Source organism: Sorangium sp. So ce1335, assembly GCF_051521615.1.
Classification (GTDB): Bacteria; Myxococcota_A; Polyangia; order Polyangiales; family Polyangiaceae; genus Sorangium.
The window spans coordinates 12271120-12288608 of the sequence record NZ_CP150363.1; the positions used below are offsets into that span (position 1 = coordinate 12271120).

The following is a 17489-nucleotide window of genomic DNA, read 5'->3' on the forward strand; positions in this document are numbered from 1 at the left end:
CCCTCGCGCCGCGACACCGCTACTGCTCTGCGCCGATCTCGTCGAGGAAGTCGTTGTAGGCGTCGACCTTGTCCCACGGGACCACGTCGACGCCGAGGTCGAACTGGTCGCCTTCGAGCTGCGGCGCGAGGATCTTCCTGGTCGCGTCGAGGCCGATGCTCTTGATGCCGTAGACGATGTAGGGCCCCAGGTATCCCTCGTAGTACTGCCGCTGGACGTGCGTGGCCTTGATACGGCTCTCGCGCATGTAGGCGGCGGTCTGCGGCGCGAAGTCGAAGGCCACGATGGGGAGGCCCGGCGCGCCCGCGGCGTCCGCGGCCAGCACGCATCGATACGAGTCGCTGAACATCCCGATCAGGCCCACGACGGGCGGGGCCGCGTCCTCGATCTTGCCTCTCATCACCTCGACGTCCCTGGTCTCGTCATCATAGATGGACTGATGTACCAGGACCTCGTAACCGGCGTCCTCGAACACTTTCCTGGCGCCCTGAGTCCGCTTGACACCGTCGAGCCAGCTCGGGTCGTCCCAGCCGTGGATGAGCACCGTGCCCGGCTCCTCGGGCAGCATCTTGAGCAGGGTCTTCCCCGCCGCCTCCCCGGCACGCCCGCTGAGTATCCCGACGTAGATCCGGCGCTTCGAGCCCACCAGGTCGGTGTCGAGCGTCACCACGGGGATGTCCTTCGCGCTGGCCTCGTCGAGCGCAGCCCCGTTGCCTTCGCCGAAGGGCGTGATGGCGATCCCCTCGGCGCCCTCCGCCACCGCCTGTCGTATCTGCTCGCTCTGGAGCTCCGTCGATTCCTCTTGATCTGGCGAAGTGTCGGTGGACCCGAGCACGTTCCCCGTGGCCCTCCCGGAGACCCCGAGCTCACCCATGGCTCGGTTCGCGCCCGTGGCGATCGGCGCAAAGAAGCCGTCGAGGGATTTCAGCAAGACCGCGATCTGCATCGGCTGGATCGAGGTCGTGTTGATCTCGGCGACGAGCTTGTCGATCGTCGCCTCGATCTTCACCGGGATGAACTCGTTCTGCGGAAGCTGTATCCGCTGGATGGGTGTGGCTGCCCGCGCCGCGTCCGTATCGCTCGCTCCGCAGGCCGCCGTCATCAGCATGAGCCCGGTGGCCGCCGCCCAACTTCGCCGAGTCATCGTCATCAATCCCCCTCCTGGTACGTCGTCGCTCGTCCGTACGCGTTCGTGCGGTCGCGCGCGGTGCCCCCGCGCGCAGATAGCGCATGCGCGAGCTGAGGGACACCGCATCACAGCGAGGAGCGGCATGTCAAGCGGCGTACAAGGCAGAAGCTTCAGATCTGGATTCGGGAGCCGCGCCAAGCTGCTGTGGGAACCGCTGTGGCCAGGCTCCAACCTCGGAGATCGCGGTCCTTGTACGTGACTGGCGGCTCCTCAGCCGCGAGGTGAGCATGACGAGCTCGGCGGCTCGGCGCCGGTCGTGACACACCGCTTGTCTTCGAACCGAGGGCGGCCTCGAGCGGGGCCGCGCAGGCTCTCGGCACCTCGTTGGAGGGGCGCCGGCGCGCGCGTCGCGCGGGCTCAGAACCGGGTCGCGTGGCTCGCTGTCGGGCGAGGCGCGCCCTGCTGCGTGCCCGCCAGGGCGGCGTCGCCCATCGTGCCCGCCGTGGCGGTCGAGCGGCTCGTCGGTTCGATGGCCCGCTGGACCCGGATCCGGTTGTGCACGTCCTCGACGCCCCGCACGCCCTCGGCGACGAGCTCGATGATGCGCTTGTGGTGGCGCTGGGGCACCGTTCCCTCCAGCGTGACCTCGTTGCTCTCCACCCGGACCGTGACGTCGCTCACATCGATGTCGTCGCGATCCGAGAGCATCTCGCAGAGGTCCTCCTGGATGCGCGCGTCGGAGCGCTTGTAGCCCTTCGGTCCGCGGCCGAACGCCCTGCGCACGCGGTCTCCGATCTCGCCGAGCACATGGCCGACGCCCTCCAGCGCCGAGCGGCCGGGTTCGCGGAGGTCGTGGCTCTCGCCGCGGTACGGGCCGCCATGCCATGCCTCGTCGCGGCCGTAATCGGGGCTCACGACGCGGGTCATGCCGAGGTAGGCGGCGCCGCCGAGGTTGAAGCTGTACGCGCTGCCCACGGGGGGGAGGGGATTGCCGCCGAAGCTGCGGCTGTGATCGCGGCCGCCGACGAGATCGCCGCCGCGGTCGTCGTGGGGCCAGCCGCGCTCCTGGTCGCCCGGACGACTGTCGCTGTTGGCGAACCGACCGCCGCCGGGAGAGCGGCCCATGGGGTCGCGGTGCGCCGTGGGCCCGTACGCGCGCGCGTGCTCGCGGTCCCAGTCGCGGTGGTCGCGCGGGGCGGCCCCGTGATCATGGATCGAGCCCGCGGCGCGGCGCTCGTCGCGAGGATAGCCTCGCTCGCTGAAATGGCTCCGGTCGTCTCCGTAGCGCTGGTCCCAGCCGCGCTCGTCTCGTCCGTAGCCTGTGTCCCTGTCGAATCGATCTCGCATCGTGCGCCTCCTTTCTTCCTTGCGAGCAACGCGCCTCCGGCACGTCGCCGACGTGCGATGAATCGCGCTGGCCAGGTGGCTTGGACGACGAAATTGGGTCGCGTCGGCGCCCGTCGCCACCGGGGAGAATCCTTCGTCTCGCGCCGGGGCGATCCCGAAAATCGTGAGTTGTCGGAGAGCACGGAGAGCCCGAGTACAGAAGAGCCTGCTCTGGAGAGCGACCTCCGCCGGGCGCGGCGGCTCGGGCGGGGCCGGTCCGTCGCCGCCGCGGAGCCCGAGCTCCGGGGCTACCGGGCCGATCCCCCCGGCCGCTGCGCTGCGCCGGCGCTCCGGCGATGCTCGTGATAGCGGAGGATCTCTTCCTCCGAGGCCGTGCTCGACTGGACCTTGCCCAACAGCTCTTCCCAGCGCCTTTGCTCTGCGGCGCGCGCCTCGACCTCGCGAGGATCGTCCGTCTGCGCGCCGAGCTGCCAGGACAGGTTGTCGGGGAGCTGCGAACGCGGGCGCCCTGGATCCACCGGATACCCGCTCCCCGCCGTGTCATCCGGCGTGTCCGTCGGGCCCCGGACGAGGGGCGCCGCGCGGCGGTCTCCGGTGCTCGGGGAGCCGGGGCGCGGCGCGCCGTCGCGCGCTGGCAGGCGCTCCTGTGAGCTCACGGCCCGGGACGACTCCGCCTCGCGCCCGACGGCGCCCCTCGCAGGCGGCTCCACGCGGAGCGCGTTGAGGCTCAGGGCTGCGGAAACCGCGAGCACGGCAGTCACGACGAGCCAGTGCGGCTCGCAGGGCCGGTCGTTCACCCCCATGCGCCCTGAAATACCCGCTTCGTGCGCGATTGACAACAGCCGAGAGAGCGACCGACAGGCGTTGCCGGAGGACCGGAGTTGTTCTCTCCGGCCATAAACGTGCCGCTGTTTCGTCCGAGTCATACGCTCGTGCCGCCGCGCGCGCTGCTGTGATGCGCCATCGGCGCTCGAAGCCACGGCGCTTGAACGGGGCCGGGCGACATGGCCTCTCTCCCCGAGCGACGAGGACAGCGCTGCTCCCGGGGACGACGTGCGGAGATGCGTCGCAGTACAGGCGCTTCGTCCGCCGGACCAGCGCACCCGGCGTGCTCTTCTCCCCCGGGGCCGCCGCGCGCCATCGGGGGCGCCGGGGGCGCGCCGGCAGCGCCCGCTCCGTCAGCAAAGCGGGCGCATGGGGCAGCCGCTGCGCTAAGCTCCGCGCCCTGTGCCCGTCCTCACCGCCCACGATCTCCACAAATCCTTCGGCCCGCAGACCATCCTCGACGGCGTCTCCGCCACCATCCGCACGGGCGAGCGCGTCGGCCTCGTCGGGCTGAACGGCTCCGGCAAGAGCACGCTCGCCCGCATCCTCGCTGGTGTCGAGCAGCCGGACAGCGGCACCATCTCGCGCCGCCGCGGCGCCGAGATCGGCGTGCTCTCCCAGGACCCCGTCTTCGCGCCGTCGGACACGGCGCGCGACGTCGTGCTCGCCGGGCTGTCGGCGTGGCACGCGGCGAAGGCCCGCCACGACGAGGTGAGCCGCGCGCTCGCCGCCGGCTCGGGCGACGCCGAGGCGCTGCTCGCCGAGCAGACGGAGGCCGCGGCCGACGTCGAGCGGCTCGGCGGCTGGGACATGATGCACCGGGTCGACGCGATCATCGGCCACGTCGGCGTCACCCGGCCGGACGCGCCCATGAGCGTGCTCAGCGGCGGCGACCGCCGGCGCGTCGCCCTCGCGCGCCTCCTCGTGTCGCGGCCCGCCCTCGCCGTGCTCGACGAGCCGAGCAACCACCTCGATGTCGAGACCGTCGAGTGGCTCGAGCGCTACCTCGTCGAGGAGCACCCCGGCGCCCTGCTCCTCATCACCCACGATCGCTACCTGCTCGACAGGGTCGTCGAGCGGACGCTCGAGATCGACAAGGGCAAGGTCTACAGCTACGACGGCGGGTACGAGGAGTACCTCGAGCAGAAATCCGAGCGCCTCGCGCTCGAGCAGCGCACCGAGTCGAACCGGCAGAACTTCCTGCGCACCGAGCTCGAGTGGCTGAGGCGCCAGCCGAAGGCGCGCACCGGCAAGCAGAAGGCGCGCATCCAGCGCGCCGAGACGACGAAGGCCGCCCCGCCGCCGAAGGCGGAGCGCACGGCGCAGCTCTCGGTCGAGTCGGTGCGCACGGGCAAGACCATCCTCGAGCTGAAGAAGCTCGGCCTCGCCGTCGACGGCAACTGGCTCGTGCGCGGCCTCGACTTCTCCCTCACGAAGGGCGAGCGCGTCGGCATCGTCGGCCGCAACGGGACGGGCAAGACGACGATGCTCCGGGCGATCCTCGGCCAGCTCGACGCCGGCGGCGACGGCGCCGGAGGGCCCACGATGGAGGGCGAGGTCGTGCTCGGAAAGAACACGAGCGTCGCCTACTTCGACCAGCACCGCAGCGGGCTCGACCTCGACAAGTCGATCTTCGAGAACATCGCCGGCACCCACACGCGCGTCGAGGTCGGCGGCCGATCCATGGACGTGCGCAGCTACCTGGAGCGGTTCCTCTTCGACCCGAACAAGGCGCGGCAGCCGGTCGGCTCGCTCTCCGGCGGGGAGCGCGCGCGCGTCGCTTTGGCGAAGATGCTCACCCAGAGCGTCAACGTGATCATCCTCGACGAGCCGACGAACGACCTCGACGTGATGACCCTCGCCGCGCTCGAGGAGATGCTCATCGAGCTGGAGGGCTCGGCGCTCGTCGTGACCCACGACCGCTGGTTCCTGAACCGGGTGGCGACGTCGATCCTCGCGTTCGAGGGCGGCGGCCGGGTGGTGCGGTACGCGGGCAACTACGACGCCTACCGCGAGCAGCGCGCCCACGCCGCCGAGGCGGAGGTGGCGGCGGCGGCGCAGGCCGCGAAGGCGCAGGCGGAGGCCCGGCCAGCGCAGGCCTCGGCGAAGGCCGGCGCGAAGGCGGGCGGCGCGCCGAAGCTCACGTTCGCCGAGCGGACCGAGCTCGATGGCATCGTGGGGCGGATCGACGAGGCCGAGCAGAAGGTCCGCGAGCTCGAGGCGACGCTCGCCGACCCGACGATCTACGCGAGCCGCGGCGCCGAGGTCGCGGGCATGCTCTCGGAGCTCGAGCGCGCCAGGCAGGAGGCGGCGCGCCTCGTCAGCCGGTGGGAAGAGCTCGAGACGAAGCGCGAGGCGGCCGGCAAGGCCTGACAGGGGCGCGACGGCGCGACGGCCCTTGTCGACGCGGCGCCGCCCGGCGACCATGGCCCCATGATGACCGTGTTCGAGGTGTACCTCGCCGAGGGAACGGGGAGCGCCGACCTGCTCAGCGCCGAGGTGCTGAAGGAGACGGGCGCGCAGATCATGACCCTCAAGGAAGCCGAGATGGTCGGCTTCCAGGGCCTGCAGGCGCTGGACGGCGCCGGCGACGTGCGGCTCATCGCCGTGGCCGCGCGCGACGCGCCGTGGATCCACCGCTGCCTGGAGGGCAGCAGGGCGGTCGTCTCGTTCCGGGCGCACCAGGTGGACTGAGCGGCGAGCGCGCGCCGCTCGATCGAGCCCTCGGTAGCCATGGCGGCCCGCCGATGAGCGCAGCCCGACAGCGCCGGCGCGCGCCGCCGGCGTCGCTGCCCGGCGCGCGGCCGGCGCCGGAGCTCCACGCGGCGACGGCGGCGCTTCTCCAGGCGGCCGACCTCCATCGGGCGCAGGCCTCCCGCGACATCGACCCCGCGCGGCGGTCGGAGCTCGGCCAGTTCCTGACGCCCCCACGGCTCGCCTCGTTCATGGCCTCGCTCTTCCAGGAGCTCGGCGGCTCCGTCCGCGTCCTGGACGCGGGCGCCGGCGTCGGCACCCTCACCGCCGCGCTCGTCGCCGAGGCGTGCAGCCGGCCAGACCCCCCCACCGACATCCTCGCCGTCGGCTACGAGCTCGATCCGGCGATGGTAAACAGCCTTTCCAAAGTGATGCGCGCCTGCCGCGACGCGTGCCGCGCCGCGGGCGTCGCGTTCCGCGGCCGCGCCGTCTGCGCGGACTTCATCGCCGCGGCGGTCGACGAGCTCTCGCGGCCCACGCCGCGGGCGCGCTTCTCCCACGCCATCCTGAACCCGCCCTACCGGAAGCTCGGCGCCGGCTCGGCGACCCGATGCGCGCTCCGCCGCGCGGGCGTCGAGGCGAGCAACCTCTACGCCGCCTTCCTCGCGCTCGCCGTGCGCGTCCTCGATCCCGGCGGCGAGCTCGTCGCCATCACGCCGCGGAGCTTCTGCAACGGCCCTTATTTCAGGGCCTTTCGCGCGCTGTTCCTGCGCGAGATGGCGCTCCGCCGCGTCCATGTCTTCGAGTCCCGCTCCGCGGCGTTCGCGGACGACGACGTGCTGCAGGAGAACGTCGTCCTCTGCGGCGTGAAGGGCGCGCCGCCGGGCGCCGTGCTCGTCTCGTCGAGCCGCGGCCCGGACGACGGGCCCACCGCGGCGCGGCTCGTCCCGTACGCCGAGGTGGTGCGGCCCGACGACCCGGAGCGCTTCATCCACGTCGTCCCGGATCGCGCGGGCCAGGGCGTGGCGGACACGTTCGCGCGGCTCCCGGCGCGCCTCGAGGACCTCGGCGTCTCCATCTCGACGGGCAAGGTCGTGGATTTCCGCGCCCGGGAGCTCCTCCGCCCGGATCCGGCGGCGGACACGTCGCCGCTCATCTACCCCGCGCACCTCGACGCGGGCGTGGTCCGCTGGCCGAAGCCCGGGAAGAAGCCGAACGCCCTGGTCGACTGCGCCGCGACGGCCCACCTCTGGATGCCGAGCGGGACGTACGTCGTCGTGAAGCGCTTCTCCTCGAAGGAGGAGCCGCGGCGCATCACAGCCGCCCTCTTCGACCCGGCGGTGGTGCCGTGCGCGCGCGTGGGCTTCGAGAACCACCTCAACGTCTTGCACCGGCGCGGCGCCGGGCTGCCGCCGCTCCTCGCCCGCGGGCTCCGCGCCTTCCTGAGCTCGACGCTCGTGGACACCTATTTCCGGCAGTGGAGCGGCCACACCCAGGTGAACGCCGCGGATCTCCGGAACCTCACGTATCCGTCGCTCGAGGTGCTGGAGCGGCTCGGCGCCCGCGCCGGGGATCGCGCCCTCGGGCAGCGCGAGATCGACCGCGCCGTCGACGAGGCGCTCGGCGCCCACGCCGCGCGCGGCGGCCCGCGCCGCGAATGACCGCGCCGCCGCGCATTCCAGCGGGGCCGCCGGACGCCGAGAACATGAAGTGTGGCAAGCGCGCCGAAGAAGACGAATCTCGCCTTCATGAACATCGGAGAGCCCCGGTGTCCGTCGCCACCGAGGGAATGGCCCCGGGGTCGAAATGCGCATGTCCGCAGCGCGCGCGGGGATTGAGGTCCTCGCAGCGGGCGTGAGGGAGGCCTGTCTCGCGCTGCTGGAAAGGGCCGGTGTGGTTGCTTTACGCACCGGCGATGATAACAAGACCCCATGTTGCATTTCTCTCTACGTGGTCATGCGCTCGTTGCGCTCTTCGCGCTCTCCGCGCTCGCGCCGGGCTGCGGGTCGGAGCGGCCGCAGGCGGGCGACACGAGGCCGCCGGCGTCAGGGCCGGGGCAGGGGACGCCGTTCGAGAACCCCGGCGGGATGTGGCTGCCCGAGCAGATGGCGCAGCACAAGGACCAGCTCAAGGCGCTCGGCCTCGAGATCGATCCCGCGTCGCTCACCGATCCCATGGCGTTCCCGCTCGGCGCGGTGGTGAGCCTGGGCGGCTGCTCGGCCTCGTTCGTTTCGGCCGACGGGCTCATCGCGACGAACCACCACTGCTCGACGCGCGCGCTCCAGTACAACTCCACCCCGGAGCAGGACCTGCTGACGAACGGCTACCTGGCGAGGAGCCGCGCCGAGGAGAGGTGGGCCGGCCCCACCGCGCGCGTGTTCGTGACCCGCGCGTTCCGCGACGTCACCGGCGAGGTGCGGCGCGGCATCGAGTCGATCTCGGGCGACCTCGAGCGCTACGAGGAGATCGAGAAGCGCAAGAAGCGGCTCGTGGCCGCGTGCGAGGAGGGGCGCCCCGAGGTCCGCTGCTCGATCGCCGAATATTTCGGCGGCGGCAAGGTCTCCCTGATCGAGCAGCTCGAGATCAAGGACGTCCGCATCGTCTACGTCCCGCACGAGGGCATCGGCAACTTCGGCGGTGACATCGACAACTGGCGCTGGCCGCGCCACTCCGGCGATTTCGCCTTCTTCAGGGCGTATGTCGGCAAGGACAACCGCCCGGCGAGCCACGCCGAGGACAACGTGCCGTATCGCCCGGCGCACCACCTGAAGCTCGCGTCCGCGCCGCTCAACCAGGGCGACCTCGTGATGGTCGCCGGGTATCCCGGCACGACGAACCGGCTCCGGACCGCGGCGGAGGTGGAGTCCGCCGTGTCGTGGCAGTACCCGAAGCGGGTGTCGTTCTACGAGGAGTCCATCGCGCTGCTCGAGGACCTCGGCGAGCGGGACCCGGAGGCGCGGATCAAGGCGCAGCCGACCATCCAGGGGTACAGCAATTACCTGGTCAAGACGCGCGGCATGCTCGACGGGCTCGTCGAGGGCGGCCTGGCCAGGGAGAAGGCCAAGCTGGAGGAGGAGCTCAAGGCCTGGATCGACGCCGACCCGGCGCGCAAGGCGGCGTACGGCGGCGCGATCGAGCAGATCGCCGCGGCGTTCGCCGAGCACCAGAAGACGCGCGAGCACGACGCGGCCCTGTCGGAGATCCTGTCGTCCGCGAGGCTGCTCGACGCGGCGGTCACGATCGTGCGCATGGCGGAGGAGCGGCCCAAGGCCGACGCCGAGCGCGACGCGGAGTACCAGCAGCGCAACTGGGAGCGCCTCGAGCAATCGCAGGTGTCGCTCCAGAAGTCGTACGGCCGCTCGATCGACAAGAGCACCTTCAAGCTGGCCGTGAAGCGCGCGCTGCGGCTCGATCCGAAGGAGCGGCCCGCGCTGCTCGCGAGCCTCGCGGGCGGGGGGGCGTCGACCGAGGCCGCCCTCGGCGCGGCGATCGACGCGATCTACGCCGGCACAACGCTCGAGGACGCGACGACCCGGGTCAAGCTGCTCAAGACGGCCACCGTCGACGAGCTCAAGGAGAGCCGGGATCCGATGATCCGCCTGGCGCTGGAGGTCGCGCCCGTCGAGAAGGGCCTCGAGGCGCGGGACAAGGCGTACCTCGGGGCGATGACCCTCGTGAAGCCGCGCTTCGTCGAGGCGCTCCGCGCGTACCGGGGCGGGATGCTGGCGCCCGACGCGAACGGGACGCTGCGCATCACCTACGGCACCGTGCGGGGCTACAAGCCGGAGATCGACAAGCCGGTGTACCGGCCGTTCACGGTGGTCAGCGAGCTCGTGAAGAAGAACACGGGCAAGCCGCCGTTCAACGCGCCGGAGGCGCTGCTCGAGGCGGCGCGCGAGAAGCGGTTCGGCCCGTACGTGGACGACGACCTCGGCGAGGTGCCTGTCTGCTTCCTGAGCGATCTGGACATCACGAACGGCAACTCCGGCTCCGCGACGCTGAACGCGCGCGGCGAGCTCGTGGGCCTCGCCTTCGACGGCAACTACGAGGCGATGGCGTCCGACTGGCTCTTCATGCCGTCGATCACGCGGACCATCCACGTCGATCTCCGCTACATGCAGTGGGTGATGGACGCGGTGTCGGGCGCGGACGCCGTGCTCAAGGAGATGGGCGGCACGCCCGTCCTCGAGTGAGCGCGGCCGCGGCGGCGCCGGCGCGGGATCTCGCGCCGGCGCCGGGCGCCGCGCAGCTCACCATCAATCAGTCACCATCACGCCTCGCGACGTCGGCGTCACGCCGCGGCGTCGTCGGACGACACCCGCACGTCGCCCTCGGTCACGGTCCAGAGGATCGACGTGCAGCTCCTCCCGAACGCGCTGTCGTGGGTGACGAGGAGCAGCGCGCCCGGATAGTCGGCGAGGGCGCGCTCCAGCCGCTCGATCGACGGCAGGTCGAGGTGGTTCGTCGGCTCGTCGAGCACGAGCGCCCACGCGTGCTGGCCGAGGCCGAGCGCGATCATGAGCTTGCGCGCCTCGCCGGGCGACGGCCGCGCCGAGGCGAGCAGGCGCCCCGGCTCGACGCCGAGCGCCGCGACGAGCGACATCACCCGCCCGCGCTCCTCCGGGGGCAGGCGCCGCGCCGAGGCGATGAGCGCCTGCTCCTCGGCCTCGCCGAGCTCCTGCGGCACGTAGAGCACCTTGTCCGCCGGCACCCGCGCGCTCGAGAGCAGCGCCTTCACGAGCGTCGTCTTGCCGCCCCCGTTCGGGCCGGCGACGCGGATGCGGTCCTCGCGGCCGACGCTGAGCCGCACGTCCCGCAGGATCGCCGGGCCGCCGCCGCCGCCCGCGCGGATCTCCGGCGCGTCGAGCACGAACAGCCACGGCGCGGGCGATCGCTCGTAGCCGACGAACACGCTGCGGCCCACCGCCTTCTCGAGCTCGTGCTCTCCCGCCTCGGCCGACACCTTCTCGAGCTTGCGCCGCGTCACGCCGACGTTGCGCGACAGCCGCGCCTCGGCCGAGGACACGCGGAAATTGGCCAGGAGGCCCCGGGAGTCGTGATCGCGCGGGCCCTTGCTGCGCTTGCGCGTGCTGCGCTCCGCGTCGGCCGCGGCCTGCTCCCGGCGCTCCTCGCCGAGCCGGCGGCGGAGCTGCCGCTCCTCGGCGCGCAGCCGCTGGTGCGCCTCCTCGCGCCCGCGCGCCTCGGCCTCCCAGAGCTCCCTGGCCGCGCTGTAGCCGCCCGGGTAGAGCCGCGCCGCGGCGCGGTCGACCCGGATCGTGCCCACCGTGAGCGCGTCGAGGAGCTCGCGGTCGTGCGAGACGCACGCCCCGATCCCCTGGAACCCGCCGAGCGCGCCGACGAGCAGCGCGCGCGCGTCCGCGTCGATGTGGTTCGTCGGCTCGTCGAGCAGGAGCACGTCGGGCGCGGCGGCGAGCGCCGCGCCGATCTGCCACCGCTTGCGCTCGCCGGGCGACAGCGTGGCCCAGCGCTCGAGCCCGGCCGGATCCAGCTGGAGCTCGCCGCGCAGCCGGCGCGCCGCGCCGTCGTCGGCCGCGCCGAGCGCGCGGATCGCCGCGTCCGCGCGCTCGACGGTCTGCGGGCAGACGGCGACCGACGCGCCCCGCGGCTCGAGGCGCACGCCGCCCGACTCGGGCTCGAGCTCGCCGGCGAACAGCCGCAGGAGCGTCGTCTTGCCGGCGCCGTTCGGCCCGACGATCCCGTACCAGCCGGGCGTCAGGCAGAGATCGACGTCCGCGAGGATCGGGGACGCGTCGGAATAACAAAAGGAGAGACGATGCGCGCGCAACGACGACATACAAGCTCCTGAATCCTGAGGGCCAGCGGCCCGGTCACGGGACGGGCAGGCTGCGTCGCGCGGCCAGGGATTGTGGACCTTGCGCGCTCGCGACCTGCGACGGAGACCGATTCAGGAGCTGATCTTCACCGGAGCACTCTCCTCTTGCGTCAGCGGCCATGTGTAACAGACCGCCGCGGTCCGTGCAACCGGGGTGGCTGCCCTCAGGGGAACAGCTTCTTCGCGAGCTCCGGCTTGCCGGCGAGGATCTCCCGCAGCGCGGGAGTCGCGCTCTCGAGGAGCGCGGGCCCGATCTTCGCGTCCTCGACCCAGCGCCAGTCGATGGGGCCGAGCGGCGGCTCGGGGTCGTACTCGATGATCGCCTGGATCGTGCGCGCCACGTCGTCGCCCGCGAGCCGCGCGACGAGGGCGATCGCCATGTCGATGCCGGCCGCCACGCCCGCGGCGGTGATGGCGTTGCCGTCCTCGACCCACCGCTTGCGGACCGGGACGGCGCCGAGGCGGCCGAGGTGCTCGAGGAACGTCCAGTGCGTCGTCGCGCTGCGCCCCTCGAGGAGCCCCGCCGCCGCGAGGATGATCGACCCGGTGCACACCGAGCCGAGCACCTCGGCGGACCTCCCCGCCGAGCGGACATAGGCCATCAGCCGGTCGTTCGCGATCGCCTTGATGGGGCCGGCGAGGCCGCCCGGGATCACGAGCGCGAACGGCTCGGGCACCTGCTCGAAGGTCCGCTCCGGCAGCATGCCGATCCCCACGTCGGTGGGCATCGGCTCCAGGCGCTCTCCGACCGTGACGACGTCGAAGGCGCCGAAGCGCTCGAGGCTCTTGACGACCTGGAGCGGCCCGATGAGGTCGAGCGGCGTCATGTCAGGATAGATGAGGAACGCGATCTGCCTCTTCTGTTGCATGAGAGCTCCGTTGTGGTGTGCCGAGATGCGGTGAGGTCGAGGACCCGGCGGCGACGCGCGCGACCCCGCCGCGCGCGAGGATCCAGGGGAGCGCGTGGCAGCGCTCGCCGCAAGCGTGAACCGCCGCCGGGACCGCGGCGAGCGTGCTCCTCGCACGTCCTGCAACCTCCGCGCACGGCGGCGAGGCCTCGCCCCGCGCGGGCAGCGCCCCCGGGCGAGGCTTGCCATGGCGGCGCCGTTCACGTAGCACGATCACGGGAGAAACTTGACAATGCTCGACCCATCGATGCCCCCGCCGGCGCGCCTTTTTCAGATGATCAACGCGTCCTTCATCACGCAATCCGTGGTCACGGTCGCGAAGCTGGGCATCGCGGATCGCCTCAAGGACGGCCCCCTCCCTGTCGAGGCGCTCGCGGAGTCCACCGGCGCCCACGCGCCCTCCCTCTATCGCGTCCTGCGCGCGCTCGCCTCCCTCGGGGTGTTCTCGGAGACGGAGCAGGGCAGCTTCGGCCTCACGCCGGTCGGCGACTGCCTGCGGAGCGACGCCCCGGGCTCGCTCCGCGCGTATGCGCTCATGACGGGGGACGCGTGGTGTCAGCATTGCGTGATCGACCTCTCGCGCTGCGTGGAGACGGGGACGCCCGCGACGACGCGGCTCTACGGCCTCGACAACATCTTCCAGCACTTCGACGCGGAGCCGGCGGCGGCGGCCAACTTCAACGAGGCCATGTCGTCCTTCGCCCGGCAGATCCACAGCGCGGCGGTGGCGGCGTACGACTTCTCCGGGGTGCGCCGCCTCGTGGACGTGGGCGGCGGGCACGGGGCGCTGCTCGCGTCGATCCTCTCGCGTCACCCGGAGATGCGCGGCGTGCTCTTCGATCTGCCGCGCGTGGTCCGCGACGCTCTCGCGGGCCTGGAGCGGGCGGGGGTGGCAGAGCGCTGCGAGGTGGCGGGCGGCGACTTCTTCCGCGCGGTTCCGGAGGGAGCGGACGCGTACATCCTCTCTGCCATCGTCCACGACTGGAGCGACGACGACGCCCTCGTCCTTCTCAGGAACGTCCGCCGCGCCATCGCCGACGACGGCAGGCTCCTCCTCGTCGAGTCCGTGATCATGCCGGGAGACGCGCCGGACTTCGGCAAGCTCCTCGACCTGGCGATGATGCTCGTCGGCGGCGGCCGGGAGCGCACGGAGGCCGAGTTCCGCGCCCTCCTCGCCGCCGCCGGCTTCCGGCTGACGCGGGTGCTGCCCACGGCCAGCGCGAACGCCGTCATCGAGGCGCTTCCGGCATAGGCGGCGCGCGGCGGGGGCGAGGCGTCCCGGAGACGATCTCTCCGCCGCGATGAAAATCGCGTCGCGCACGACGTCGAGCGACCCGCGACCGACGCCGCCACGAGGGCATTGAGGCGCGTGGAACGCGCCCCGATGGACCGAGGCGTTCATCTTGCATGGCGAGCAAGCGTACTCTTCCTTCGTCCTGTCACGCTGCAATGCACGTCCACATTCCTGGTGAAATCGTTTGCCGCCAGCACCCTCGGGGAGAGCGCCTGGCGCTCGTTCGTGCGCTGGTCCCGGGCCATCTCACGTCACGGCCTGTTCCGAGGGGGGCGCACCGAAGCCGTATCGAAATGGCGCGTCAGGCATTCACGGATGAAAGCCGAGGCGATGGCAGCTTTCAATGCTGCACCGTCGCGCCCGGGAGGCGTCATGCACATCGACCGGTCCCCGGCTGCCGGGCGCGACGCTCCTCCACGGGACGCCCGCAGGGGCTCGCTGGTCTGAAGCAGGCGTCGCGGATGCCCGGTCGACGCGCGCCCGCCTGCCTTGCAGGAGCGTGTGATTTTTGTGCGATGGGGCGTGCCCTGGCTCGGCGACCGCGTCTGCAGATCCGGAGTCGGAGGCGCGTCGATCGCGCGGTGGCCGTCACGCGCGGAACACGAAAGAATACATTTGCTTATTCATCCGCTTGGTATACCATCGTGTCGTTCAATGGAGGAGCACCGACCAAACCATCGGAAACCGGTAGTCAGCAAGAGCGCTTGAACGCGCGCTTGTTGGCCCTGGTCTCCTGATGCACCGGGCGACGTCCTCGCAGCAGTCCGACCGTACGTGACTCCCGCGCTCGCACCTGGCGAGCGCAGGGGCGATCGACGGATACAGCACGTCTCGCGCGGGAGCTCGAGCGTCGCCTCGGGCCGCGCAGCGGCTGTTCATGGCTGCTGGCGAGAGATGCGTCCAGGAGACGACGCGCTGGAGCATCGCATCGATGCGCCCCGCGACGGCGTATTCGTGCTCTTCCCAGCGCCGCGAGAGAGCCGCACCCGCGAGGGGGCCGCTGCCTCGTCATGGCGCTTCTTCGATGACGCCATCTGACCGCCTGCGATCCAGCGGGCGGTCAACGCGCGCCGCCGAGCGGTGGGCGTGTCCTCCACGTCACAGGAAAGAGTGCGATGAGTCGATTGAACTTGTTTGCCCCCGATGTTCGAGAGAACCCGTATCCGTTCTACGCGGAGCTGCGCCGGAAATCGCCGGTGTGCCAGGTGGATCCCCATGGAATGTGGGTTGTTACTCGTCATGATGATCTGTTGACCGCGTTCAAGAACACCCAGGTATTTTCCTCCGCCGGGATGCGCGTGGCCACGGAACCACCCTACTTGCGGCGCCATAACCCATTGTCCGGATCCATGATCCTCGCGGACCCGCCGCGGCACGGCGCGCTGCGCGGGCTCGCCAACCGGGCGTTCACCGCCGCCACCGTGAGCTCGCTGGAGCAGCACATGCGCTCGACGGCCGCGCGGCTCGCGGACGACCTGGTGCAGCGCCGCCGGGCCGACTTCATCCGTGATTTCGCGAGCCGCGCGCAGATCAGCGCCCTCGCGAAGCTGATCGGCTTCGACCCGTCGCTCGAGGAGCACTTCGAGCGATGGACGACGGACCTCGTCAGCGTCGGCACCATCTCTCCCGAGGATGAGGCGCGGCTCGACGAGGTGCGCAGGACGATCGACGAGATGGAGCGGTACATGCTCGATCTGCTGGCGAGCCGCCGACGACGGATGGAGGACGATCTGGTGAGCGATCTGCTCCGATCTCGGAGCAACGACGACGCGATCACGGACCAGGACCTGGTATCCCTCCTCTTCCTGCTCCTCGTGGCGGGGCTGGAGACCGCGACATCGCTGATGACGCAGATGGTGCTGATCCTCGCCAGGCGTCCGGCGTGGCTGGACCGCCTGCGGGCCGAGCCTGCCCTGATCCCGCGCTTCATCGAGGAGGTGCTGCGATTCGAGCCGCCCGTGCACGCCACGATGCGGCTCACCCTCGCCGAGACGGAGCTCGGTGGCGTGCGCCTGCCCGCCCACGCGGTGGTGGCGCTGCTCGTCGGCTCGGGTCTGCGCGACGAGACGCGGTTCAAGGATCCGGACCGCTTCGATCCAGAGCGCCGCGACCAGGCCAGCCTGGCTTTCGGCCATGGCGCTCACTTCTGCCTCGGGGTCTTCCTGGCCCGGGCGCAGGCCCGCGTGGTGCTGAGCGAGCTGGTGCGCCGATGGAGCCGGATCGAGCTCCGCGCGGATCGCCTCGAGTGGAACGCGGTCCTCAACACCCGCTGCCCGGTGGCGCTCCCCATCGAGGTGGCCCCCACCTCAGCCACCGCCGCGCGCGAGCAACCCGCCGTCCAGGGAAGCTGGTAGGCCGGTCCCGTCGTCGCGCAGCAAACCCTGCAGTTTTACACTGGCTTTTGGTGGAGCTTATCATGCCATCGGAACGACGCAGCGTCGTCGTGAGCAAGAACGAGGTAGGGACCTTCAACTACCCGTTCCCCGCATCATGCAACGCGAAGGTGGACGCCGCAGAACGAAGAACCCTCCAGTGGATCCGTCGCCTCCAGCTCGCCCCGGAGGGGCGAACACTGTCGCGGCTGAAGGCGACCAACTTCGCTCAACTGGCGGCATGGTTGCTGCCGTCGGCGAACATGCAGACCCTCCAGCTCGCGTCGGATTTCACCGCGGCGCTCTTTCTCCTGGATGACGCGTATGACGAGGGCGAGCTCAGCACGGATCCAGAGGCCGTCGAGCGCCTCAACGAGAAGTACCTGGGCGAGCTCTTCGGGTACGTCGAGCCGGACATGAGCGATCCCCTGACGCGCGGGTTCCTCGACATCCGCGATCGCATCAAGCGCAGCCATCCGCACTTCTTCCTCAACCGCTGGCTCGCGCACTTTCAGTACTATTTCGAGGCGAACCTATGGGAGGCACACAACCGGAAGCAGACGAGAATTCCCTGCGTCGACGAATACTTGTTGATGAGGCGCTACAGCGGAGCTGTCTACACGTACTGTGATCTGCTCGAGCTGTTGCTCGATCGGCCGCTGCCGCTGGAGGTCGTCCAGCACCCGACCATCCAGAGTGTTCGCGACATCTGCAACGACATCCTCTGCTGGACGAACGATTACTTCTCGCTGGGGAAGGAGCTGACCTCCGGCGAGGTGCACAACCTGATCATCGTCCTCCGGGACAACCACGCGATCACGCTGGAGGAGGCCGTCGCGCAGCTCAAGCGGATGCACGACGAGCGGGTCGCGGAGTACCAGGACGTCAGGGAGAAGGCGCTCGAGCTCTGGGCGGACGACGCGACTCGCCTCTACCTGGACGCCGCCGATGCCCTGATCGCCGGGAACCAGCGCTGGGCGCTCCAGGCTCGCCGGTACTCCGGGCTGGAGAGCCTCATCGCGCACGTCGGATGAGGCGCGGCCGGCCCGCCGCCGGCGAGCGCTGG

The 17489-nt window shown here is 71.2% G+C and carries 12 protein-coding genes; 7 read left to right on the top strand and 5 right to left on the bottom strand.

Annotation, left to right across the window (positions count from 1 at the left end):
- Nucleotides 1–19: 19 nt before the first annotated feature.
- The 3 genes from WMF24_RS45775 to WMF24_RS45785 all read right to left on the bottom strand — a co-directional run bounded on the left by WMF24_RS45775 (nucleotide 20) and on the right by WMF24_RS45785 (nucleotide 3279).
- The gene (locus WMF24_RS45775) at nucleotides 20–1150 is read right to left on the bottom strand and encodes a sugar ABC transporter substrate-binding protein (protein ID WP_437733789.1); all 1131 of its coding nucleotides are present in this window, start codon (nucleotides 1148–1150) and stop codon (nucleotides 20–22) included.
- A 396-nt stretch (nucleotides 1151–1546) separates the two neighbouring features.
- Nucleotides 1547–2476 (bottom strand): BON domain-containing protein, encoded by a 930-nt coding sequence (locus WMF24_RS45780; RefSeq protein WP_437733790.1) that lies wholly within the window; start codon nucleotides 2474–2476, stop codon nucleotides 1547–1549.
- Between the two features lie 287 nt (nucleotides 2477–2763).
- Nucleotides 2764–3279, bottom strand: a complete 516-nt coding sequence (locus tag WMF24_RS45785) for a hypothetical protein (protein WP_437733791.1) — start codon at nucleotides 3277–3279, stop codon at nucleotides 2764–2766.
- Nucleotides 3280–3703: 424 nt separating this feature from the next.
- On the opposite strand from WMF24_RS45785, the gene WMF24_RS45790 reads away from it, so the two are divergent.
- From WMF24_RS45790 to WMF24_RS45805, 4 genes are all read left to right on the top strand, one after another.
- Nucleotides 3704–5674 (top strand): ABC-F family ATP-binding cassette domain-containing protein, encoded by a 1971-nt coding sequence (locus WMF24_RS45790; protein WP_437733792.1) that lies wholly within the window; start codon nucleotides 3704–3706, stop codon nucleotides 5672–5674.
- Nucleotides 5675–5734: 60 nt separating this feature from the next.
- On the top strand, nucleotides 5735–5995 hold the full coding sequence (locus WMF24_RS45795; protein ID WP_437733793.1) for a hypothetical protein: 261 nt from the start codon (nucleotides 5735–5737) through the stop codon (nucleotides 5993–5995).
- 53 nt (nucleotides 5996–6048) lie between these two features.
- Entirely contained in the window at nucleotides 6049–7656 is a 1608-nt protein-coding gene (locus tag WMF24_RS45800; RefSeq protein WP_437733794.1) for an Eco57I restriction-modification methylase domain-containing protein, read from the top strand.
- A 270-nt stretch (nucleotides 7657–7926) separates the two neighbouring features.
- On the top strand, nucleotides 7927–10188 hold the full coding sequence (locus WMF24_RS45805; RefSeq protein ID WP_437733795.1) for a S46 family peptidase: 2262 nt from the start codon (nucleotides 7927–7929) through the stop codon (nucleotides 10186–10188).
- 98 nt (nucleotides 10189–10286) lie between these two features.
- On the opposite strand, the gene WMF24_RS45810 is transcribed toward WMF24_RS45805, so the two are convergent.
- Both WMF24_RS45810 and WMF24_RS45815 read right to left on the bottom strand, forming a co-directional pair.
- A complete protein-coding gene (locus WMF24_RS45810) occupies nucleotides 10287–11810 on the bottom strand; it encodes an ATP-binding cassette domain-containing protein (RefSeq protein WP_437733796.1) in 1524 nt (507 codons plus the stop codon).
- 203 nt (nucleotides 11811–12013) lie between these two features.
- Nucleotides 12014–12718, bottom strand: a complete 705-nt coding sequence (locus WMF24_RS45815; RefSeq protein WP_437733797.1) for a DJ-1/PfpI family protein — start codon at nucleotides 12716–12718, stop codon at nucleotides 12014–12016.
- A gap of 271 nt (nucleotides 12719–12989) precedes the next feature.
- Here WMF24_RS45815 and WMF24_RS45820 point away from each other — a divergent pair, with 271 nt between their 5' ends.
- The 3 genes from WMF24_RS45820 to WMF24_RS45830 all read left to right on the top strand — a co-directional run bounded on the left by WMF24_RS45820 (nucleotide 12990) and on the right by WMF24_RS45830 (nucleotide 17457).
- Nucleotides 12990–14009, top strand: coding sequence for a methyltransferase (locus WMF24_RS45820; protein ID WP_437733798.1), 1020 nt, complete (start codon nucleotides 12990–12992; stop codon nucleotides 14007–14009).
- A 1157-nt stretch (nucleotides 14010–15166) separates the two neighbouring features.
- The gene (locus WMF24_RS45825; RefSeq protein WP_437733799.1) at nucleotides 15167–16405 is read left to right on the top strand and encodes a cytochrome P450; all 1239 of its coding nucleotides are present in this window, start codon (nucleotides 15167–15169) and stop codon (nucleotides 16403–16405) included.
- An 89-nt stretch (nucleotides 16406–16494) separates the two neighbouring features.
- Nucleotides 16495–17457 carry a terpene synthase family protein gene (locus tag WMF24_RS45830; protein WP_437733800.1) on the top strand — a complete coding sequence of 321 codons (963 nt, stop codon included), beginning with the start codon at nucleotides 16495–16497 and terminating at the stop codon, nucleotides 17455–17457.
- The last annotated feature ends 32 nt before the right edge of the window (nucleotides 17458–17489 follow it).